Origin of the sequence: Acetilactobacillus jinshanensis (assembly GCF_004359375.1) — a bacterium.
GTDB lineage: Bacteria > Bacillota > Bacilli > Lactobacillales > Lactobacillaceae > Acetilactobacillus > Acetilactobacillus jinshanensis.
Window position 1 is genome coordinate 211,491 of record NZ_CP034726.1, and the last position, 23,333, is coordinate 234,823.

General features: G+C 40.0%; 16 protein-coding genes. 9 read left to right on the forward strand and 7 right to left on the reverse strand.

What is annotated here, in order from left to right; genetic code table 11:
• Window positions 1-78: 78 nt before the first annotated feature.
• Window positions 79-582 (reverse strand): YbhB/YbcL family Raf kinase inhibitor-like protein, encoded by a 504-nt coding sequence (locus ELX58_RS01045; RefSeq protein ID WP_133441329.1) that lies wholly within the window; start codon window positions 580-582, stop codon window positions 79-81.
• A 156-nt stretch (window positions 583-738) separates the two neighbouring features.
• Here ELX58_RS01045 and ELX58_RS01050 point away from each other — a divergent pair, with 156 nt between their 5' ends.
• The 5 genes from ELX58_RS01050 to ELX58_RS01070 all read left to right on the forward strand — a co-directional run bounded on the left by ELX58_RS01050 (window position 739) and on the right by ELX58_RS01070 (window position 12,240).
• A complete protein-coding gene (locus ELX58_RS01050; RefSeq protein WP_133441330.1) occupies window positions 739-1,152 on the forward strand; it encodes a MarR family winged helix-turn-helix transcriptional regulator in 414 nt (137 codons plus the stop codon).
• 80 nt (window positions 1,153-1,232) lie between these two features.
• Window positions 1,233-2,564, forward strand: a complete 1,332-nt coding sequence (locus tag ELX58_RS01055; protein WP_133442543.1) for an MFS transporter — start codon at window positions 1,233-1,235, stop codon at window positions 2,562-2,564.
• 197 nt (window positions 2,565-2,761) lie between these two features.
• On the forward strand, window positions 2,762-8,806 hold the full coding sequence (locus tag ELX58_RS01060) for a KxYKxGKxW signal peptide domain-containing protein (protein WP_133441331.1): 6,045 nt from the start codon (window positions 2,762-2,764) through the stop codon (window positions 8,804-8,806).
• Window positions 8,807-8,985: 179 nt separating this feature from the next.
• Window positions 8,986-10,674 (forward strand): glycosyltransferase, encoded by a 1,689-nt coding sequence (locus ELX58_RS01065; protein ID WP_133441332.1) that lies wholly within the window; start codon window positions 8,986-8,988, stop codon window positions 10,672-10,674.
• 18 nt (window positions 10,675-10,692) lie between these two features.
• The gene (locus tag ELX58_RS01070; protein WP_133441333.1) at window positions 10,693-12,240 is read left to right on the forward strand and encodes a glycosyltransferase; all 1,548 of its coding nucleotides are present in this window, start codon (window positions 10,693-10,695) and stop codon (window positions 12,238-12,240) included.
• A gap of 73 nt (window positions 12,241-12,313) precedes the next feature.
• Here ELX58_RS01070 and ELX58_RS01075 read toward each other — a convergent pair whose 3' ends face one another.
• From ELX58_RS01075 to ELX58_RS01090, 4 genes are all read right to left on the reverse strand, one after another.
• Window positions 12,314-13,750: a C69 family dipeptidase gene (locus ELX58_RS01075; RefSeq protein ID WP_133441334.1), complete on the reverse strand. Its 1,437-nt coding sequence runs from the start codon at window positions 13,748-13,750 to the stop codon at window positions 12,314-12,316.
• Between the two features lie 86 nt (window positions 13,751-13,836).
• The gene (locus ELX58_RS01080) at window positions 13,837-14,343 is read right to left on the reverse strand and encodes a hypothetical protein (RefSeq protein ID WP_133441335.1); all 507 of its coding nucleotides are present in this window, start codon (window positions 14,341-14,343) and stop codon (window positions 13,837-13,839) included.
• Between the two features lie 111 nt (window positions 14,344-14,454).
• On the reverse strand, window positions 14,455-16,059 hold the full coding sequence (locus ELX58_RS01085; RefSeq protein ID WP_133441336.1) for an APC family permease: 1,605 nt from the start codon (window positions 16,057-16,059) through the stop codon (window positions 14,455-14,457).
• A 173-nt stretch (window positions 16,060-16,232) separates the two neighbouring features.
• Window positions 16,233-16,631, reverse strand: coding sequence for a VOC family protein (locus tag ELX58_RS01090; RefSeq protein WP_133441337.1), 399 nt, complete (start codon window positions 16,629-16,631; stop codon window positions 16,233-16,235).
• Between the two features lie 234 nt (window positions 16,632-16,865).
• Between ELX58_RS01090 and ELX58_RS01095 the strand changes: the two genes are divergently transcribed.
• A complete protein-coding gene (locus ELX58_RS01095; RefSeq protein WP_133441338.1) occupies window positions 16,866-18,443 on the forward strand; it encodes an ABC-F family ATP-binding cassette domain-containing protein in 1,578 nt (525 codons plus the stop codon).
• Between the two features lie 60 nt (window positions 18,444-18,503).
• Complete coding sequence (locus ELX58_RS01100; RefSeq protein WP_133441339.1) at window positions 18,504-18,806, forward strand: hypothetical protein; 303 nt, start codon at window positions 18,504-18,506, stop codon at window positions 18,804-18,806.
• 82 nt (window positions 18,807-18,888) lie between these two features.
• Here the strand turns inward: ELX58_RS01100 and ELX58_RS01105 are convergent, their stop codons facing one another.
• Both ELX58_RS01105 and ELX58_RS01110 read right to left on the reverse strand, forming a co-directional pair.
• Entirely contained in the window at window positions 18,889-19,806 is a 918-nt protein-coding gene (locus ELX58_RS01105) for a proline iminopeptidase-family hydrolase (RefSeq protein ID WP_133441340.1), read from the reverse strand.
• A gap of 42 nt (window positions 19,807-19,848) precedes the next feature.
• Window positions 19,849-22,275, reverse strand: coding sequence for a Xaa-Pro dipeptidyl-peptidase (locus ELX58_RS01110; RefSeq protein WP_133442544.1), 2,427 nt, complete (start codon window positions 22,273-22,275; stop codon window positions 19,849-19,851).
• Between the two features lie 152 nt (window positions 22,276-22,427).
• Between ELX58_RS01110 and ELX58_RS01115 the strand changes: the two genes are divergently transcribed.
• Together ELX58_RS01115 and ELX58_RS01120 are read left to right on the forward strand one after the other, a co-directional pair.
• Window positions 22,428-22,868, forward strand: coding sequence for an NUDIX hydrolase (locus ELX58_RS01115; RefSeq protein ID WP_133441341.1), 441 nt, complete (start codon window positions 22,428-22,430; stop codon window positions 22,866-22,868).
• A 16-nt stretch (window positions 22,869-22,884) separates the two neighbouring features.
• Window positions 22,885-23,322 carry a hypothetical protein gene (locus ELX58_RS01120; protein ID WP_133441342.1) on the forward strand — a complete coding sequence of 146 codons (438 nt, stop codon included), beginning with the start codon at window positions 22,885-22,887 and terminating at the stop codon, window positions 23,320-23,322.
• The last annotated feature ends 11 nt before the right edge of the window (window positions 23,323-23,333 follow it).

The following is a 23,333-nucleotide window of genomic DNA, read 5'->3' on the forward strand; positions in this document are numbered from 1 at the left end:
TCTTGAATAAGGCGTCTTGGCAACAAAAAAGAGCCTGCAATTTGAAGGCTCAAAATAATTTAATCGAATTGATATCGTTTAATTCTTAGCTGGCACGACAAATTTAGCCTTAGCCAAGATATGGCCCTTCATAGCGTGGAACATCTGGTTTAACCAAAAGCCATCCTTTAACGGTAGCTTCTTATCTAAGGCAAACATATAAAGGGTGTAGTCATGCGGTTTATCAGGTGGAACCGGTCCAGTGTAGTGCTGAGAAATCTTCGGATCCAACGGGCCAAAGGCGGCCCCAGCCAACGTGTTTTTACCATGAGTCATCTTAACTGATTCATTCTGACTGGCATTACCAGGGATCAGAGTCGTCATTGGATCAATATTAGCACCAACCCAGTGAATCCATGGTAATCCACAGACTGGAATGGAGTCCCAATCGATCACGCAGAATGCCAACGTCTTAGCGTTGTCAGGAACGCCACTAATCATAATCGGGAATGACATACTAGGCTTACCATTAATGGTCTGTTTAGCGCCTTTAGCGTACTTACTATTAATGTAGCCATTATCTAATGGTACTTGTACTTTCATATAAAAACCTCCGATGCAAAAGAATTCTTCAGCTCAAGTATAAATGATTCCTTCCAAAAAAGTTCAGCAAAGTTCTTACGTAATCTAAAGTTGTCTTGTATAATTGTTAGTGTTCTAACGTTATATAACTAACGAATTGAGAGGAGTCATCAGTAAGTGGAAGACATCGGTCGTTTAATTAAGAAAGCGTCAGCACAAATGTCACGGCGCTTTAATCAATTTGCGAAACAGTATCATTTAACCGCAGTCCAGATGTCATTGATCGATTTTCTGTATATCCATCGTGACCGGGCGATTTTTCAGCGGGATGTCGAGCATGAATTCATGATCAGGCGGTCAACGGCTTCAATCCTGTTGAAGCGCATGGGGAATCGCGGTCTAATCATGCGGAAATCGAGTCCAACGGATGCCCGTCAGCGTCAGGTGATCTTAACTGATAAGTCGAAACGACTGGAACACGTCATTACCACTTACATGTCTCGTCAGCAGCATCAGATTCAGGCCCAATTCACACCGGATCAAATGAAGTTGCTAAATCAATTGTTAAAGAACTTAATTAATCAAAAGTAAGGAGCATTTGGATTTTGAATAATTCATCTAGTGAACAAATTTCACCCAAAGTGATCGGCGCGATTATCGCTGCCGGTCTAATGTCATTCTGTGGAGTGGCGGTTGAAACTGCGACCAACATCGTCTTTCCAGCTTTAAGTCGTCAGTTCCAGATTTCAACCGGAACGGTTCAATGGATGACAACCATTTACCTTTTAACGGTTGCCATCATCGTTCCGTTATCCGCGATCTTTAAGAAGAATTTCCGGACGAAGTCATTATTCTTGGTGGCTAACTTAGCCTTTATCATCGGGTTAGCTGTCGACGGGATTCTAAGTTTTCCCGTTCCAAGTTTCGGTGTGCTATTAATCGGTCGTGTGATCCAAGGAATTGGAACCGGGATTGCGTTACCGTTAATGTTCAACATCATCCTGTCTGAAGTCCCAAGTGACAAGATCGGTGCCATGATGGGGGTCGGTGCTTTGATTACCGCCATCGCACCTGCTGTTGGACCCATCTTCGGTGGTGCCGTTTCAGATGCCTTAAGCTGGCACTACATCTTTATCTTCCTGTTACCATTATTAGTTATTTCATTAATTATGGGCTTAATTTCCATTCCAAAGGAAGATAAGCATAAGCAGGTGAAAGTTGATAAGACCAGTGTTTTCTGGATCTTTATCACCTTTATCGGTTTAGTTTATGGCTTCAGTAACTTAACCAGTAACGTGATCGTTGCGGTAGTTTCGATCATCGTCGGTTTAGTTGCTGCGTGGTTACTATTCCATCGTTCTGACCGAATTAATAATCCAATCATTCACTTGAACATCATGAAGAACCATAACTTCACGGGTCACACGATTGCTTTCTTCTCGTTACAGTTACTGACCTTAGGTTTTTCATTCATTTTGCCTAACTACATCCAGGAAGTTAACGGTCAGAGTGCTACGAAGGCCGCTTTATTCTGTTTACCAGGTGCCGTGATTGGTGCCGTCTTCGCACCATTCGGTGGTCAGTTACTTGATCACTTAGGTGCTCGGAAGCCAATCTGGACCGGTGCTGGATTAATCGTAATTGCATTATTCCTGTTCATCTGTACTGGTGAAGACTTATCCAACGACATGATCATGTGCTTCTACTTCATCTACATGATCGGGGTTGGCTTATCATTCGGTAACATCATGACCGATGGCCTCAGTCATTTATCACTTGAACGTCAGCCCGATGGTAACGCCATCTTCAATACCTTGATGCAATTATCTGGTGCCGTGAGTACCGCGATCGTATCCGCAATCGTCGCCCACGCCATTAGTACCGGTGGTGCTAGTCGCTCATTCTTGTGGGCTGCAGGTGCGGAACATGCCTTAGTCTTCATGTTCGTGTTGGCATTGGTTGAAGCGTATGCCGTATCGAGAGTCGTTAAAAGTAATGATTAAGTTTTGATTGCAAACATGTCAATTTAATATCATTCTCATTAAAAGAGCTAAATCGCATTGATTTAGCTCTTTTTTGTTTGCTAAAATAAGTAAAATAGCTTTACTATAGATGTGAAAATTCGATCAAAAATAACAAATTAACGAAACTTATATCGAGATCAGATTGAAAATTATTTTTACAGGAGCCCTGTTAACTAGTGCTGTACAATCGAAACCAATTTAGAATCACAAATGCAAAGAAGAAATTAATTAAAGCTGGCAAGGGCTGGATCGTTGCTAGTGCTTTTATGTTTGCTTTGTTGGGTGGAATGGGCGTTGTTAGCCATGTAACTGTAAAGGCAGATACGTCTAAAACGATGGTAGTGTCGTCTAAGCAAAATTCCGCAGCAATACAGCAATCATCTCAAGACCCTAACTTGATTTCAAAATATGCGCATAATATTCATGCTGCTTTGTTGGCTAGACAAATGACCACTCAGAGTCAGAATACTGAAGCACCAAACCAACAGGGAAATCTCAGTAGTACATCTACTTATAATGGACCTATGTATGATAATAAGGGACACGTAGTCGTTAATTTGGAAAATGGGACTTACTATTATAAATACGTACTTTCCTTCCCATCTAGTAAACAAATAACATTACCAGGTAATGGTCAAATTGTTAAACTGGGTAATAATGGCCAATTATTAGATCAAAGTAATAAACCGTATCCTAATCCAAAGCCAATTGAGATAAATGGTAATCCAGTGGTTAATCATTACTATACGTTTTCGGACGATTCTTTCACTCCAGAATATGTTACTTATGATGTTACTCCAGGTCTGAAATTTTATCGGGGTGACAATGGCCCTGAATATAATAGTGGTATTAAGAATACGCCACCTATTACAATTAGTGGTTACTATGGTGAACCAATTCGAATTACACCTAATTCTGATTTACTTGGTCAATACATTAACAATGGTTACAAATTAAAAGATAACGCCCCGTTATATGCAATCATTAATTCAAAACAAAATAATACTAATTCTGATAGTTGGTTAAGTAATCGGGATGCATTTGATTTAGTTGCTCAACCAGCGGCTCCTATTACGGTTAATTATCGAATTGGTAATCATCATTATTCGTTTACATTTAGTGACCACCATTACATTGGTGAATCGTTAACTACTAGTGAAATTACACGGGAATTTAATAATCTTAAGTTCTCTTATGGCGCTAATAAAGGAGCCTCTATTAGTACCTATTATCATCTAGTTAATCCATCTACCTACGCATATGAACAAATACCTCAGACAATTTACCTTGATACAGAAGGTAATTCGGTATCTAATATCACATTACCCGTGTATTTCCAGGAAGTTGACAATACTGGTAAGCCTGAAAACGGTCATAATCCAATTAAAGCAAAGATTACTATGAATGGATCTTATGGCTCAACGGTTAAATGGGATGCCCTGCATCCATCTGATAACGGTATTAAATTTAGCCTGCTATCAGGCGTTAAATTATCTGACGCTAAGAATCCATATAATAGTGATAACGTTATCCTAACTACCAACTCATTTAACGCTATAATCAATGGAATCAAGGGAATTAATGGGCAAAATAACGCTCAATGGATGAATAATCAAATTCCAGTAATTAATTATATTAATGGAACGAAACTACATAATTACGTTCGCACGGCACCAATTAATTATGTAATTAACTATTATCGTCCCCGCGTTGAAGATTCAACTGGCAGATACTTTAGTGAATATGATTTGAATGACTATAAAAATTATATTAATACCGGTAAGTTACCTAGAGGTATTAAAGATAGTAGCCACTTAGTTATGCCATATGGAGAAAAGATTGCTAACGCTACGGCTAATTTACCAAAATATGTTCCAATAAATACGATTGTAGCTATCCATTTATTTGATGATAACTTTCAAAAACTTATGGGGCAAAGTACTATTAATCCATATTTAGTCGTTCAGTTTACAGGTGATGACACATATCAAATATTAAACAGTAGTTATGATGCTGGATCTCCAGTAATATTTGCTGAAGATAACAGTATTGCAGCAAAAAAACAGGATGCATGGACAAATGTTAGAGGTTTAGCTAAGGATGACTTACAATCTGACAACCAGCTAGGTCAATATGATGAAGCTAAACATAGACAATTTTGTTCAGCAGGCACATCGATGCTAGACACTTTCCAACAAGGATACGTTTATCGTTATGATAATGGTAATTATTATTATGGTGAAGATACTAATAGTGATAGAGCTAACCCTGTTACATTTAAAGTTCTTACTTCAAACACTCCTAAGCAGTATGTCTTTAACGTATATAATACGATTACAGATCCAGCTCATCCGTTAAATATTGAATATAGTACTTATAATCAGCCAATTACTAGCGACGATAATTTCTCTGATAAGGGTGGCTATCCAGATAAAGCTAAGAGTAAAGTTGATATCGTTGGTCAGCCTAAAGTAATTAATGGTGTGAATGGTGATTGGGTTAAATATGATGATCAAGATCACCAATTTCATTATATTTACGATACGTGGCCGGTAAGTAAGACTGATTTGGATAATCAACATAAAAATGACTCTATTGAGACTGATTTAATAATACCTAATACAAAAATGCCTGTTGGATATGAGTATAATCCTGCTTATCAAAGTAATTATGCTGATTGGGAAGATACTGTGATTCCTAATATCTCACATAATGATAGTGATAGGGTATGGGTGTCAAAATCGTCAACTGGTAAATGGCAATTGGGCCCCAATAATGTTGATTTACAACCGCATGCTTATAATGACACTGCTGTTTTACACGTGTCAAAAAAGCCTGAATATACAATTGTCGGTGATGACGTTTTAGGCCCAAATTTAGCCGGAACATTTAAGGCTGTCCAAGTTGATAATTCCACTAGTGACAAACATTTAAAGCCATTAAAGACACTTAAAGTTATTAATACTGCTTATCTTATGAATAATGGAAAACCAGCTCCAGTATATATGGTCAACATAACTTCATTAAGTAACCCGGATAAAACAGCGTTGATGACTCAATACGATAAGCGTCGTTCTGAGGCATTTAACTATGGTAAACCTGTTAAATCAGATTTATCATCTGATGGGATGACTGCAACGTGGTATTACAAGGGCAACGTTACTATTCATTATGTAAACGATAATAAAAGTGACGAAAGTGAGCGGCCTGAAAATACTCAATTACTTTCATTAACACCAAAAGAAAATCTGGAGGGTGTTCTAAAGGATAATCAGGCTAGTATTTACAATTATTCTGGTGAAGTTCCTGTGAGCGCTGATGTTTATATAGGAAATAATAGTAAACCAATTGAATACCCAGATATTTTCGCATTACTAAGTAAATATACAGTTCCATCTGATAATGAATCAGTCAATATTTATATTCATTTTAATAAAGCAAATAGTACTGATAAGAATATAAAAGGGCAGTTACAATTTCAGCATTATGACGGGAAGTCAGATAGTGTACTTACTCCTAATAATTCTGATGTGAAAGCAAAAGAATTCTTAAGTAGTGTAAGCAAGATTCCAGTTCAATTCGATAGTAATCTAAAGGAATATTATGTGGCATTACCGCAGATGCCAAATACAATTACTATTAATAATGTAAATTACCACTTGGTTTCTTCTCAAAATACTAGTAATATTTTAAGCGATATGTCCAGTGATTTACCTAGACCAACATACACATATAAGGCTGATCCGGCTACTATTACTGTTAACGTGATTGATGTTAGTAAAGGCCAATTGAATACTTATAACAATGTTCCAATTGATGCTGATAATGGAAGTAATACGGACGTTACGATACCAAGTTCAAAATGGACTCATGGATATCAAGCTTCATCAGCTCAATTTATAGATAACAATAAAGATATTAAAGCTAAAGATAAGGATACTGTTACGATTAAAATCGCACCAAATGTTCCATCACCTTATCGAATGACAGTATCAGGGGTTCATAACGCTAATTATGATTCTAGTATTGTAAATAAATTTGCAAATAGTATAGTATACACGCCTACACAGCAATCAGATTCAAAGTCAGATAGATCAGCTAATTTCCAAATTACAGGAAATCGCAGTGCTGTTTCATCGCCCGTTAAAGATCGTGTAGATGGTATAACGTATCAATACGTGGGCTATTATTACGGTAATAATAAGAATAAAATTATACCAGCTGGTACAACACCTAATGGGGACCCATTTACTTTTAATGATCGATATGATTACGCCAAACATCAATGGAGCAAGACCGTTACTTTTGTGTACGAGCCAGAGATGGCTTCAGCTGAGATTGAATTCCTTGATAATGGAGAGCCATTGAGATCCGTTTTAACAACTAATAAAGGCTATGTTGGAACTGCATTTAACAGTAATCTTATAGCTGAAATTAATGATGCTGTTAAGAAAGTTGAATCAGATGAACATGTTCATCTTGTAAGTAGCCCAACAAAATATATTTATAGTACTGAGCCATATGTAATTAATTTTGCAAGTGATTTAAAGCCGTTTGTTAATGGAGTGTTCGCACACTGGCAGATTAATTTTAACATTAATCATATAAATGGTGGCACAACGACATCTAGTGTTAGTCAATTAATTCCGTTATTTACTCAAACTAATTATGAAAATTATGCAGGAAAAATTGTAAAGTATGGGAATTGGATACCTACACCTAAGCATTTTACTGATGTTACAATGCCTAAGAATACTGGTTATGTACCAAGTGTCAGTAAAATTGAGACTCCCGATGTAAGTAACTTATCAGCAGGTTCAAAAGATTATCCAAAATTTTATAATTTTGTTGATAATATTGACTATAATCCAGAGGGTTCCGTCCAATTTCATTACGTTGATGACGATGAAAACGGCTTGGATGTTAGTGATTCTCCTGTTTTCATGAAAAATGGTAGTGGTCAGGATAAGACTACTTATGATGCAAGTAAAGAACTAAAAAAGTTGGGAAAGAACGGCTACGAATTAGTTTCTTTACCCAGCAGCAATGCCCATGATGATCAAATTCCTTTCCAGTATTCTAGTAATACCCAGAATTTGGATATTCACTTGAAGCACAAGATTATAAATACAACATCTGACCAGTCATTTGACGAAAACGTGCAGTTCACTAGTTCTGATAGGAGGCTTTTACCACAACTCCCACAACCAACGTCACAAAATATAATGTATAAAGCAAAAATCACAAAAGATCAAGTAACTAGCGATGAACAAAGTGTTAGCCCAGGGGTATCAGTCTCTGTTACGATCCCGCACTACGCGAATTATCATTGGACACTTAGTAATGGGACTCAAAATATTAAGTCTGGAGAACAATCTGAGACTATTCCAGTTTCGGTTAATCCAACTCCTATAGTTAATTTGGTTGTTACTTATCACCATGATAAACCTGCATCAAATTCTACAACGCCTAATTCATCTGGTAAAGCTAGTGAAGGTTCATCAAGTGCCGTTAAGCCATCGAGTCAATCTGGTTCTAATGCCTCTAGTTCAGGTTCTTCAAGCTCATCAAGCCATACTAATTCATCAACCAACCCGTCTAGTTCATCAGATTCATCTAGTGCAGGTAGTCAGTCGAATGCAAATTCTGCGGAGTCAAATCCATCCAGTGGTACTAGTTCCACGACTGGCAGTTCATCTAGCCGAGCTAGCTCTAATGCATCGGGAACTTCAAGCAATTCTACTAGTTCATTACCTAGCGGTACTTCTGGTCAAACTAGTTCGAATGTACCAGTTATACCTAGTAGTACAAGTGTTTCATCAAGTGAGCCTTCTAGTGCAAATATTCCGAATCGTTATGTACCCGTTGTGCCTAGCTCGTATTATAGTTCGTCAGCAATATCAACCAATAATTCTAGCCGTGCTGTCGATTTAAGTAACGTGGCGAGTCAAAGTTATGATGAAAATCAAATTAATCCTGATAAAGCACTGAGGGACTTTTACCAATCAGTAAGCCCCAATAATCATACTAAAGGTAATCGTTTATCTCATCATATTGATCATCGCCAAGTTAATCAATTAATTCATCATCGTGGTAATAATCAAAAGCGACTATCCCAGACTGGTGAACGACGGGATACTGTAACGTTGATTGCAATTCTCTTCATTATTTTAGGGGTCATCTTTAGCTATGTCGGTCTACGTAAAAAACGGAAAAAATAGGTCAAAAATAGTTTGAGTAAAATTAGGCCATATTAAATTTGATTTTTAATAATTATTAAATCAGTGGCTTTAATTTTTGCTGAATGTTATCACATTAGGATTGACATAGATTTTTTGACTTGGTTATTCTATAATAGAAAATGGTTATTACACAAAATAAAGAAGAAGGTTAACACTTTATGAACTTTTTCATGAACGAAGGTTTTAATTCCCAAAATTCCGGGATTGAACATGCTCAGTTAAAGCGAGCATTACTTTTCCGAAAGAATAAGGTGCCTTTCAAGCTGGTGTTTCGTCAGTGGAACCCGTTAATTCACCACTGGCTTCACATTGCCGGCATGCATGATAACGAAATTTTGAGCTTATTCGATTATTTCCAGCACGCAACTAACGTTAAGAATAAAAAGATTACACCACGTGATATCGACTTCGGTATTCGTGGCCAGTTAAGATACCAGAAAGATCCTCGTGCCAACCGTTACTTAGTCTTTAAAGGTAACATCCTTTTAGGCCGTGTTAATTACTTTGTCAAGGACATCTCCGATCACAAACAGGTTCAGTCCGTTGAACTCTTTGATGGCTTTGGTAACTTATACCGCGTTGACTTCTTTGATCTCCGTGGCTTCAAGTCCATGGTTCAGTGGTACACACCTGATAACAAGATTGGCACTGAAGTATGGTACACCCCAGAAGGCCGTCCTGCCATCGAAGACTTCTACCGTAAGAACGCCCTTGGCAAGATGAAGAAGTCTGGTTGGAAAGTCCGTGACGAAGACGGTACTGTTCACAACTTAACTTCTGGTGGTGAATTAATCCGTCTCTTCCTAAACGACGTCAACGATCATTACATGAACTCTAAGATGCCTAACATCTTCATCATGGACCGTTCCGATGTTTACGAAGAAGAATTACTTTACTTAAGAAACCCTTGTTACAAGGTCTTACACCTGCATAACTGTCAGTCGGGTGATGCCACCAAGCCGAATACTTCAATCTTGAACAACAATTATGAATACAGCTTGGTTAACGCTAACCAGTACAACGCCATTATTTCTGCCACCCATAAGCAGACTCGTGACGTGATTCACCGTTTCCATCCTCAGACTGATATGTTCACGATTCCCGTTGGTGTGATTCCTGATAAGCACTTTGACGAACCACGAATTCCAATGAAGGATCGTAAGCAGGGTAACATCGTTGTCACCGCTCGTATCGCTGCCGATAAACGTTTTGATGACGTTATCCGTGCTATGGGCTTAGCCATGAAGAAAGATCCTAAGTTAGACTTAAGCATCGATCTTTACGGTTATGTTGACCACTCCAACCACGATGCCGCTAGCAAGCACATCAAGAAGGCCATGAAGGAATTTCCTAACACCAAGGGTCGTGTTCATTTACATGGTTACACCAACAACGTTGCTAAGTACCAGAAGCAGGGTCAGGTTTACCCGTTAGCATCCATGATGGAAGGTTTTAACTTAGCCATGATGGAAGCTCAATCCGAAGGTGACGTCGGTGTTACTTACGACTGTAACTACGGTCCTAACGAATTAGTCGTCAATAACAAGAACGGTTACATCGTTCCAATGGGCGGCTGGAAGAAGATGTCCGATTGCTTCGTTAAGTTATTCAGCAATCCAAAGTTACTCCAGAAGATGTCTGATAACGCCTACGAATTATCCAAGCGCTTCAGTGAAACCAACGTCTGGAAAGGCTGGAAGAAGTTACTGGACACCGCCAAGAAAGAATGGCCTGCCATGTACAAGCAGTACCGTCCAGACATTAGCGAAGGCTTAGGCACACCACGTCAGTTGGAAGCCAAGGAAAAACGCCTTGCTAAGCAGTCGAAGAGTCAAGCCAAAGCATAATCGAGGGATTTATAAGATATGAGTGAAAGATATTTATTCGTTAACGAAAATATTTTTACTTTTAATTCCGGTACTGAATTCTCCGCGATGAACCGTCAGAAGCTCTTCCGTAAGCACGGCATCGATTCCAAGATCGTGACCCGTAATTACAACCAGGGCTTACACCAGGAAATCGCTAAGTACGGATTAAAAGATGATGACATCATCAACATGTATGACTACTTTCAGGGTACGATGCACGTTCCGCATCATCATGAAAAATTACGTTACTCCAAGATCGTTGATAAGCGTTATGACAAGATTATCGGTGTTAACAGTAACTATTCATTACTGAAGCGTGGTCAGCGGACCGTTGCCAAGGTTAACATTTTCCCGTTGACCGTTGGTGAAGTCGGCATCGTTTCTTACTACGATGACTTCGGTAACGTTACCAGCCGTGACATCTGGGACGGTCGTGGCTTCAAGTCCAAGACTCAGTACATGCATCCGGATGGCACCATTGGTGACGAAATCGTTTATAACTACCAGGGTGTTCCGGTCATCGAAATTACCCACATGTACATCAACCACAAGACCAAGCAGGTTGGTCCTACCATGTTTAAATTATTGAACTACAAGGGTCACAACTGGCGCTTTAACACTGAAGATGACATGTTCGACTTCTTCTTGGATGACTTATTAAAGCAGAAGCCAGCCGTTGTTATCAATGACCGCCCAACCTTGACTGGTGTCGTTGCCAAGTTGAAGTACGCTGATTCCAAGTACCAGTTACTTCATAATGAACAGACGACGAATGCCGCCATGGCTGGTAGTGCCAAGGGTAAGTTATTCCCTGTCTTGGAACCGTTATTCCACAAGTACTTACAGGATTACGATGGCTTGATCGTTCCAACTGTTCAGCAGAAACAGGACTTAAACCGTCTCTTTCCTGAAGTACCGGTTTACGCCATTTCTGATACGGCCTTAGATAGTGATCACATGGCTAAGGTTGCCAAGGAATTAAAGCCAGCTGCTAAGAAAGATAACAATCTTCTATATATCGGTCGAATTGCCCATGATAAGCATATCGACCAGTTAATCCAGATTGCCAGCTTCGTTAAGAACAGCGTTCCTGACTTAACATTAGAAGTCGTTGGTTACTTTGAATCACCACAGTACCAGAAGATGTTACAGCAGCAGGTTAAGCGTTTAGGGATGCAGAAATCCGTTAAGTTCATCAACTATGCGATTGGTGACCGTAAGGACAAGTTAATGAAGGATGCCAAAGCCATGGCCCAGACGTCATTTGGTGAAGGCCTCAGTATGTCCTTAGTGAACGGCTTAGAATACGGTTTACCTGAAGTTGCCTACAACGTCAATTACGGACCGAACAACATTATCGAAAACGGTAAGAACGGTTACTTAGTTCCGCAGGGTAACATTCGTGAAGCTGCTAACCACTTGGCTAAGATCATGAGTGATAACTCATTAAATGATAAGTTAAGTAAGGGTGCTTTAGCTAAGGCTAAAGAATTCAATGATGACGCTATCATTAACCAGTGGAAGCCATTCTTCAAGAATAACTAGAATTTAGAAATTTAACTAAAATTAAAAGCGATCGATCTAGTTTAGATCGACCGCTTTTTTGTTTACCTTGAGTTTAGTATTTTCTGGGTGGTGTTGAATAATTCTTGATGTATTGATCGTTTTGTAGGGCAAGAGTCTTTTCAATTAGTTGTCTAATTAAGGTCTGGGTCTTATAGGTGATGTGATTGGCCATCTTAAATGAAGCTTTGGTGAGGAAGTTGGTCATCTGGTCAGGTTGGATTTGTTTAGCTTGTTGATCGAAATGATTTAATAGCTTAAATTCATCGCTTTGACAAGCTTCTCGATATTGATTAACGGTTTTGATTAATCCATGATAGTGAGGAATTACAAGGGATTGCAATAGTTCATACATCCAGTAGGCACTGTGGCGGTCAAAGTGATCACCAGCAGTCTGATAATTAGCGGGTGTCTGACTGATGTTGGTGTAGAACGGAACGTACGGACTGAAGACAAGGTTACCTAACCCTAACCATTCAACACAGGAATATTTAAGATTACGATCATTACGAATCTGTAAGATATGCGAAGCTCGGTTGGTGCTGACACCGACGGGGCGGAATTTATAATGATGGACTTTATCTTTTCCATATGGATCATAAGGTGTGCCTTGATAATGGGATGATAAGAACTTTTCAACATCGACAATGCTTAACTTATGGTCGGGATGGTGAAGAAACGGAATCTCAGGATCCATGGGTGATTGTTTAGCGGACGACGTAAACATGCGTTGACCATACCAAGCGCGACCGTTACTGAAGTGAAGATCATGAGTAGTTCGGGTTCCAGCAATGTGTCGCCAATTAAATTCCTTTAGATCAGGATTAAGATGGTGCTGTTTAACGAATTCTGGTAAATCTGGTGACCACATGAAGTTCTTCGGATCATCGAAATCAACGTTCTGGATCATCATCTGATTAGGTGCAATTGCATAGCAGTCATCCGGGATGCGTTGGGCAACCCAATGGTGACCACCGGCAGTTTCGACATACCAGATTTCATTTTTGTCTGAAAAGATAATCCCGTTACTTTCACCGGTACCGTACTTTTCCAAGAGTTTACCCAAACGTTTAACACCGTCTTGAGCACTGTTGATATAGGGCAAAATAACGGTTGGCATGTCAATTTCATTTAAACCGTATTTAGTTAGCGGATCAGCTTTGAGAAATTGCTGATTATTAGAGGTAGTTTCCGTGGCGCTCATGCAGACGTTCTTTTCGTTAACGCCGCCTTCTTCATAGGCGTGATTTGAGAAGCCGCTCATGGCAACGGGCTGACAAGTATATCGATAGGCGTGTTTGGGTAACGGAATCTTGACACCCGTTTTTTCTGATGTAAAAGTTTGATTTTGATTATCATGAGCGGGGCGGACCAAAAACTTAATGGGGAATTTCGGTTCCCGAATGTCTTCGTTTCGACCGACGATCGTTGAACCATCGGTGCTAGCAGCTTTACCAACTAGCATTGTGGTACAGGTTTTAAAGTCTTTCATGTTAATGCTTCCTTTATCGATTGATAAGATGAGTAAAATAAAAGGCATTGCCTATATTATAGACAATGCCTTAGATATTAGTTAGATTATTTTGATTTTGTGAATTGTAAGTAGTAATCACCCTGACCATCAGAGCGAACTAGATAGTTAGTATAACCAGCATGCAGCCAGCGTTGCTGAGTTGCCTGGGCCCAAGCTTTGGCGTTGCTAATCGAAGCAAAGCGCTGTTTATGGTACACCGGTTGCGGTGGAATTGGTGGCTGACGTTTCTTCTGAACAGTAGTATTGTAATTAACCTTAGGCTGTCTTTCTTGTTCGACTCGGTCGTTTCGAGCCGTTCGAATCGCCCGAAGACTATTTCGGTTTACGGATTGATCCGACTTACTAACGTGTCGTGTGACGTGACTGTGGTAACTGTTCTCAGCCGTCTGGTGTTGATTGAACAGTCTAATTCCACCGAGGATCAGAAAGACGATGATGATTAAACCGGAGATCCAGACACAGATGACCGCCTGCTGATTATTACGTTTTTGACGATGATAATTAAAACGGTAACATTTTAATTGTGAATGCTGTGATTCGTTAGGAAGCATGCGTATCACTCCTAATGTTTTCTATCCAAAATAATATTATCACAGTTCAGACGATAAAGAAAAATCCCGCTTATATTGAAATAAGCAGGATTAATTAGATTTTGGAAATGATTACTTCATTTTAACTTTACTATTAACGTGACGAGCGGTCTTCAAATTCTTGGTAATCTGATAACTGGAAATTCCCCAACGGTAGAAAGCCAAGGATACGATAATGATGATAACAAAGTCTAACGGGTACGGAATTAAATTCGTTCCGTTAAAGCTGTTACTACCGAAGTATGACATTACCGAGATGACGATTAGGTAAACGATCATCCACATACTACTCTTAATTTCAGCACCGGTGTGACGCCAGTGAATTCGCCATTCGTAGAAGAAGTAGAATGGTAAGCCTAACATGATGATCAAGATAACCTTGACGGTGGTTGGCCACATTGCCCAGTAAGTAGCTAAACTAGCTAAGACAAAGGCAAATGGTGCCATGAACTTCATCATCTTAAGGTGAATCGGTCGCTTAAAGTGCGGTGCGATGTTCCTTAAGGTGGTAACGGTAACCGGTCCAGTTAAGTAGGCAATCAATGTTGACGTTGAAATGACACTGGCTAAGGTTCCCCAAGAACGGAAGAACGCAACCAGCAGAACGCTAATGACTAAGTTGACGGCCATCGCAATTCGTGGGACACCCCATTTTTTATTGGTGATGCCCAAGAACTTTGGCATATGACGGTTATCAACCATTGCGGCTAAAGTACGACCGGTTTGGGCAACGAATGATACCCCAGTTCCGAACGGTGATACGAAAGCATCAGCATACAGTAATACTGATAACCAGTAGACACCTAACATAATAGCTAAATCAGCAAATGGTGACTGGAATGAGATCCCGTGCCAACCGAGTTTAGCAACCATACTAGGTTTAACGACACCAACGAACGTGAATTGAAGTAAGACGTAAATTACAACACTGATCAGTAACGAGATTACGATCCCAAGCGGGATGTTTCGCTTCGGGTTCTTGATTTCTTCACCCATATTAATAACGACCTGAAAGGCGTTATACGAGAAGATAATTCCTGAACTAGTGGTGGCAGCAAAGATTGCGGCACTACCATAAGGCATGAAGCCACCGATTCCAGCACCAACTTCGTTTCCGGGGTGGAAGCCAGCTAACAGTAACATCACGATCGTTAGTAACGGAATTACTAATTTAAAGATAGAGATGAAACTGGTAAACGTAGCCAGGAACTTAACTGACCAGTAGTTTAAGAGGGTGAAGACCAGGATGAATAGAAAGACAACAAACAGACCTTCGTTCGAGATCTCACCATTATACATAAAGCCTCGGGTCCAGTAAGCCCAGCTCCACGGCCAGGAACTCATATATTGAACGGCTGCGACGGCTTCAATTGGGATTAACGTCACTAACGAGACCCAATTAGACCAGGCCGCGATAAAACCAAGTAGCGATCCGTGAGTGTATTGAGCGTAACGGCTCATTCCGCCGGTCTCTGGAAACATGGTACCCAGTTCAATGTAGTTAAAGGCAATTGAACCGATGACGATTGCTCCGATGATCCATGAAAGAATGGCTGCTGGTCCTGCAACTTTAGAAGCTTCCCAGGAACCAAATAGCCATCCGGATCCGATAATGGAGCTTAGTCCGAGCATCACGATCTGAAAGAGACCGATTTGACGTTTGGATTTAGTTTTCATATATTTATCAAATCTCCTTTGATAACTTTCCTCCAAAAACAATTCGATATTCAAATGTAAAGTCATGAATTGTTCTCATGACATATCTATTATTATATCAAAATTTAGAAAATGGTTCAAGAAAAGCCCAGTCTAGCAAGTACTGGGCCACTTTGGATCAATTTGATTTAGATTTAATTAAATGATTTTGTTTGCTTGGATTCTTTAATTTCGATTAAATTCTTATCAGGATCTAAGATCCAAATGGCTCGCATTGGACCATTGGAACCTTTGACTTCAACGGGACCTTTAACAACTGGAACACCGTAATTAGCTAAGTGTTCCTTGGTGTAGGTTAATGAATCCTTATCGGTAATGCATAATGCGGATGCACCAGGTGTTGGGACTGGGATGTTTGGATCGTAATCTTTACCAAGCTGACGAAAAACTAACTTTTGGTGACCTAATTGAACGGTTAATAAATCTTTAGTAAAGCTAACGACCGGTAAATCTAATACTTCATGATAAAAACGCATTGTGCGATCGAGATCTTTAACGGTGATGGTGATGTGATCAAAGTCACGTACTCTCATGTGTAAAACTTCCTTTATGTATTGTGGTAATCAGGTAAATTATAGCATAAGTTAATATGTGTTCTGGTTGACTAATCTATTAATATCCAGTACTTTAAAGATGCTGAATATAATCAAGTTGAAAAATCCATATTGTTTTTAAGCCTGCTAGTTTCTCTAGTAGGTTCTTTTTTTATATAAGAAATCCATTAAAATATAAATAGACTATACTAGTTTTTCGCAAAGGGGAATTCAATGGCTCTTTTAGACGTTAAAAATTTAACCATGAGTTTTGCTGATAAGACTTTATATAAACACGCTAATTTCACATTAAACAAAGGTGAACACATGGGTGTCGTTGGTCAAAACGGGGTTGGTAAATCAACCTTAATCAAATTGATTACCGGTGCCGAATTACCGTTAACTGGCCAGATCAAGTGGCAGAAAGGTGTTAAAATCGGTTATTTAGACCAATACGTTAACATCCCCAAGGGCATGACCCTGATGAAGTTTCTACATACTGCCTACTCGAAGCTTTATGATATGAACGACCACATGAACCAGTTATATAAGGATTACGCCAAGCACCCTGATAACAAGTTGATGGTGCAGGCAGGTCGAATCCAGGAAACTCTTGAAGCGCATCATTTCTATGATATCGAAACTAAGATCAATGAAGTTATTACCGGTCTAGGCTTAGATGATATCGGTAAGAATCAAGAAGTATCTAAGATGAGTGGTGGTCAGCGATCCAAGATTATTCTGGCCAAGGTCATTTTAGAAAAGCCGAACGTTATCCTGCTTGATGAACCAACTAACTACTTAGATGTAGCCCATGTTGACTGGTTGATTGACTATTTGAATAACTTCTCTGGGACCTTCATGGTCATCTCGCATGATTACGACTTCTTAGAAAAGATTACTAATTGTATCCTGAATATCGCGTTCGGTCACATTAAGAAGTACCGTGGTGACTTTAAGAAAGCCATGCGTCAGAAGACGGCTGAAGAAAAGTTCTATAAGAAAGCTTACGATAAGCAACAGGTCAAGATTGCCAAGGCCAAGACGTTCATTCGTAAGAACCGTGCCGGATCTAACGCCAAAATGGCGAAGTCGCGTGAAAAGATGCTGGGTAAGATCCATAAGGTTGCCAAGCCATCTAAGGATATCCACGCATCATTCAACTTTCCGTATTACGATACCGGTTCGCAAAATGCTTTATCGGTCAAGAAGCTATCCGTTGGTTACGATGGCAAACCGTTACTGTCACCGGTTACCTTTACCGTTACCACCGATGAAAAGATCGGCCTCAAAGGTTTTAACGGGGTTGGTAAATCAACGCTGATTAAGACGATTTTAGGGATGATTCCTGCCATTAGTGGTCACTCCAAGTTTTCACCATCCGCTAAGGTTAATTACTTTAGTCAGGATTTAGTCTGGCCACATCCGGAAGAAACGCCACTCCACATGATGGAAGGTAAGTTCCCGAATCTGACACAAAAGGTGTTACGAACTAAGCTAGCTAAGTGTGGCTTAGATTCTGCTAACGCCATGAAACCAATGCAGGAACTCTCCGGTGGTGAACAAACCAAGGTTAAGTTGTCCTTAATGGAATTTAAGCCTAGTAACTTCTTGATCATGGATGAACCAACCAATCATTTAGATGCTGAAACTAGAGCATCCCTAAAAGCTGCCATCAAGAACTTCCCAGGTAACGCGATTATCGTATCGCATGAAGTCGGCTTCTACGATGGCTTATGTGATCGAGTTCTTAACGTTGAAAAACTCAGTCTTCAAAATCCAGACCTGCATAAACCTAGTGAACATGCTTAATTAGTTGTAGAGTTGACCTAGTTGATTAAAGATTAAATCAAACTAAAGAGGTACTTACCAATGGATAAGAAAGCAGAATTACAGAAATTAGAAGCTCAGAAAAACAAATTAGAAGATCAAATCAGTAAGTTGGAGGGTAACAAGTTCGTTGCCAAGGGCACAAAACTTGGTAAGAAGCTTTTCAGTGAATTCAAGAAGATGCATAAGCATATGCATAACCATGGCTTTGCTGAATGGAAAAAGAATTACGTGGTATTGAAGCGTGAAGACTACAAACAGTTAAAGACTAGTATCGGTTTTTACAAAGCTAAGTACCGTGACGCGATGTTACGTGCCAACAACTTACACACGAACTTAAGATAATTAATCTAATAATTTAGATAAAGAAAGCTCCTAATTATCATTACGATAATTAGGAGCTTTTTGTTATTAAAGTAAATTTAAATTACTTGTTGAATGTCCCGTTTTCGACCTGACGGATAAAGTCAGCCAAGTGCTTGTAGTAAACAGGGGCGTTATCAATCATATGGTGATGACCACCATGTGGAGTTGATACGAACTTAGCGTTTGGAATTAACTTAGCCATCTTTTTACCAGCAGAGATCGGCATGCTTTCATGCTGACCAAAGGTTACTAAGGTTGGAACGTGAATGTCCTTTAAGTGCTTGGTAAAGTGCCAGCTCTTTAACTTGCCGGTAACGACAAATTCGTTATCACCCTGGAAAGCGTGGTAAATATCTTCGTTGTTGATGTCGACTAAGTGATGAATTGCCGGTGGATAAGTCCGGTCGATCCAGCCACGGTTTAATACGTCAACGCATTTCTGGTAACGGGCGTTATCGTAGTTGTTTTCCTTTTCACACTTCTTCATGTAGGCAACGTCGTCAGCCGGAAGGGCGTGTTCACGGATCTGGTTTAGGTGCTTGGTGTAATCATCGATGTCTGAAACCATTGATGAAATAATGGCACCTTTTAAGTGCTTCTGTAACTTTGGATCAGCAGCGTATTCCTGAACCATTAAGCCGCCCCAGGATTGGCCGATCAGATAGAAATTATCTAAGCCTAATTTACGGCGAACTTCATCTAATTCATCAATGAAGTACTTGTAGGTAAGGACCCGTTTAGCAATCTTCGGGTTACTTAAGTCAGGCGTATCAGAATACCATGAGCCTAATTGGTCGTACATGGTAACTTGAACGTCCAAGCCCTGTTTCTTTAATTCCTGAGCAGCGTTTTCCCAGTATTCTGGAGTGCCACCGGGGCCACCGTGTAATGCGAGTAAATGAATGTGACCATGACCGGACGTATGGGTCCAGAGATGGTAACCATTGTCTAAAGTAATGATTTTAGTACCAGTTCGCATATTGAATCTCCTTTTTAATCGTTAATACTTATATAATAACATTTATTTTTTATAAACCGGAACGACCAAGCTGGAGTACTTAGGATCGATCGTGTAACTAATGTGCTGGTTACCACGTAACGTGCGAGCATAGTCAGTCGCGAAGATGATTAGACCTAACTGATGCTTCGGTAAGAAGTGGAAGAACGTTGGCTGAAGTTCAAAGCTAACGTCAACGTACTGGTTTGGCTTTAGATCATCAACCTTGTAGGCATTGTGACGGTTCTGTAGGTTGATGTGTGATACCACGATCTTCTTGAACGGGGTTGGGTGCTTCTGATATTTGAATTCACGGAGATCATCTTTACGCCAGTGATAACCCTGGTAAATACTCTGGAAGCCGATCACTTGTGGAGAAATCGTTAAGCGTTTAGCAGTTCCGTAATCCACAAGCATGGCACTGATTAATCCGATGTCCTGACTGCTCTTAACACGTAAGTTAACTTTAACGTTACCGTCGACCTTAAGGTCATGCTTGAACGGTGCCGTTTTGAAGATTAATTTATTACCGGTTAATGGTGATTTTTTACTGCTCATCAGATCGTGATACCAGACTGGTAAGTAGTGACAATATTTAGCAAACGATTTTTTATCCACATAATCCTTAAATGATAGCGGAGCCTGTGAACAACTTTCTGGATCTAATGACTGATCATTTAAATGATAGGTGATGTGATGCTGACTATTACACCAATCTTTGTAAGTATTCCAGGTTTCTGGCTTGGTGTTATCTTGAACGGTAACCGGTGGAATTAATTGATTAGCGGAGTTATCCACACCGTATAATTTATTACTTATCCACAGGTTGACCATGTCAGTAAAGTCGATTGACTGGAAGTTGTTGATATAAATGTGCTGACCCTGATGCAGGATTAATTTCTTGGTAACGGGGACATCTTTTAAGGCTTTCCAGCTGTGTTCAACGTTGATTGGCTTAACGTTGATGTCGTTTAAACCGTGGACAAATAATAAGTCAGCCTTAGTGTTCTTGAGATCCTTTAGATAGTTACGGGCGTCCCAGAATTTATTGTATGCACCGGTATCACGATGCTGGTCATGGGTAATCTTAGCAAGTTGCTTTTTCCACAACGGTTTAATGCGATGATAATCACCCGCACTCTTTTTCCGGCTGAAGACTTCTTCAGCTAAGACATCGGCATCTTCACCCTGGAAGCCACCGGCAGCGCAAACTAAGCCGTTTTCACGATAGTAGTCGTACCAGCTAGAGATGGCGGCTTCGATGATGCAAGTCTTTAAACCTTTAACACCGGTACTGGCAACGGCGGTCGCTAAGGTTCCTAAGTATGAACGACCGGTCATAGCAACGTTATGATTAGACCACCAGGCATCGATTGCGATGTGATCAGATGGATTGGTGAAGGCGGTGCGATTACCAGCTAACCACTGAACGACTGATTCAGCACTGACCGTTTCGGCTTTATCACCGGTTGTCTTTAGTCCTTGTGAGCCTAACGTTCCGACACCGGCAGAGTAAACGACTGCGAAGCCACGGGCCAAGAAGTAGTCGTTCATCGTGTATGTCCATTCATGATGGAAAGCTTGTTCAGGTTGTTTAGCATGACCCTTAACTGCACGGGGTGCGGGGATGTTCTTGGTTGGATCAGCATGTGATTCAACATCCTGATATGTATAGTTATTTGGTTGCTTGCGAGTTAACGGTTTGTTGACATTATGTGTCATTCGGTCACCGTCAGCATCGTTAGTTCCCATGTTATATGGACTAGCTGTGAATAACGTTGGGACTTTGACACCGTGATTAGTTTCACTCGGTCTGATGATGTCGGTCTTTAAAAGATCCCGTTCACCGTCTTTATCAGTGTCTAATGGGGATTCAACGTAGACCACTTCGTGAATTAGATGATTAGTATTAAAGACCGGCTGGGCTTTCCCGTCGATGAAGAGTGGCTTTGGCAGGTCATTAAATTGTTTATAATAACCGTCACTAGCTAGATCATCTAAGTAGGTCTGACCAAGCTTGGTGTGAGTATTTAACATTAAGTACCAAGCATGTAAGACGTCTTTGTTGGTCATTGCCTTAGGGTTAGCAACCTTGACCATTGGCAAGCGCATCTTTTTCATTGCTTTTAATGGAGCGTCAAGTTCAAAGTCCAGATGAACTTCAAAGTGCCAGAGCTGTAAAGCAACGTTATAAAAAGCACTTGTGGATAAGTTTTGGGTGCTGTCTAAATAATTATCGGCAGCTTGGTCAGGTGTGGCCATTAAACCGTGAAGTCGGAAGTTTTTCAAAGCCTGACTATGGTCGTTAACGAAAGCCTTAAAAAGTAAGTGTTTAAAGAGCAGAGCAGGGGATAACTTGCTCATTTGATCGTTATAAAAGTGGATAACTTTTAATTCATGGATCATTTGCGAAAACTTAACGGGTTCGATCGCGAATTGATGATTTTTCATGTGCATAAAATAACCTCCTAAATAGTATTGTACAGCTAATGCTTATCTAAAATCATTAACTTGTTAATAAATGTTTAATGGGTGGAAACATTATGGCCATTTAACATAAACTGAACCGAACCGAGTATAATTTACCTTTGAGGAGGTTAATTATGGCCGAAAAATTAGAAGGCGGCGTCATTATTTATCAGAAGGTCTTCGGTTTTCCCCATTATTTATTAGTTCACCGTAATAACGGTGAATGGGAATTTCCGAAGGGTCCGTTAAAAACAGATGCCGATCCAAAAGATTTAGATCAATTCAAATCAGCTGCTGAAGCCAGCGCTAAACAATTGACTAATTTAGACGTTAAGATTAAACTACCTTTTTGTAAATCGCTAACTTATCATCCTAACCTTGGTGATAAGCGTTTGGTCAAGGTCTTTGTAGCCCAGGTTAAATCGCATGTAATTGTAACTCCGTCTAAGAAACAGGTCATGGATTACGGATGGTTCGACTTTCGGAACGCTTACCACACTTTTTATTACGATAACGAACGGGACGTCTTTTATGATGTTGACCAGTTCGTTAAAAAGCAGTTAGGCCTAATCTAATTCCGAGATGATTAATATGCACCGCACCCCGCCGTTTATTACGCCATTTGCGATTCTATCGATAATTTTGATTTTGGGTGCGTCAAATGTTTTTGAAAACAAAGTTACTAATACCCACGAAGGTGCGCCTGTTCGGCAGACCCGGGTGGTAAATAATAACCAGAACAGAACCCGGAGCCATAGTATCGTGGATAAGATTAAAAACAAGCTTAAGTCACCAAATGATAAAGATAATAAAAATGATCAAAAATCGGACGATGATTCGACTGAATCAACGAAGCAACCGAATCGATCGAATAAGTCAAATGTGAATAATTCGACATCAACTAGTGACCAACCGAGTCATTCGTCGAGCTCATCCCAAAGTAGTAGTTCGTCACAAGGTGCCCAAAAGTCGACCGGTCAAAGTCAGAGCAAGTCGACGAATAACAGTGGCAGCCAGTCGAATCAATAGAAGGTGACATC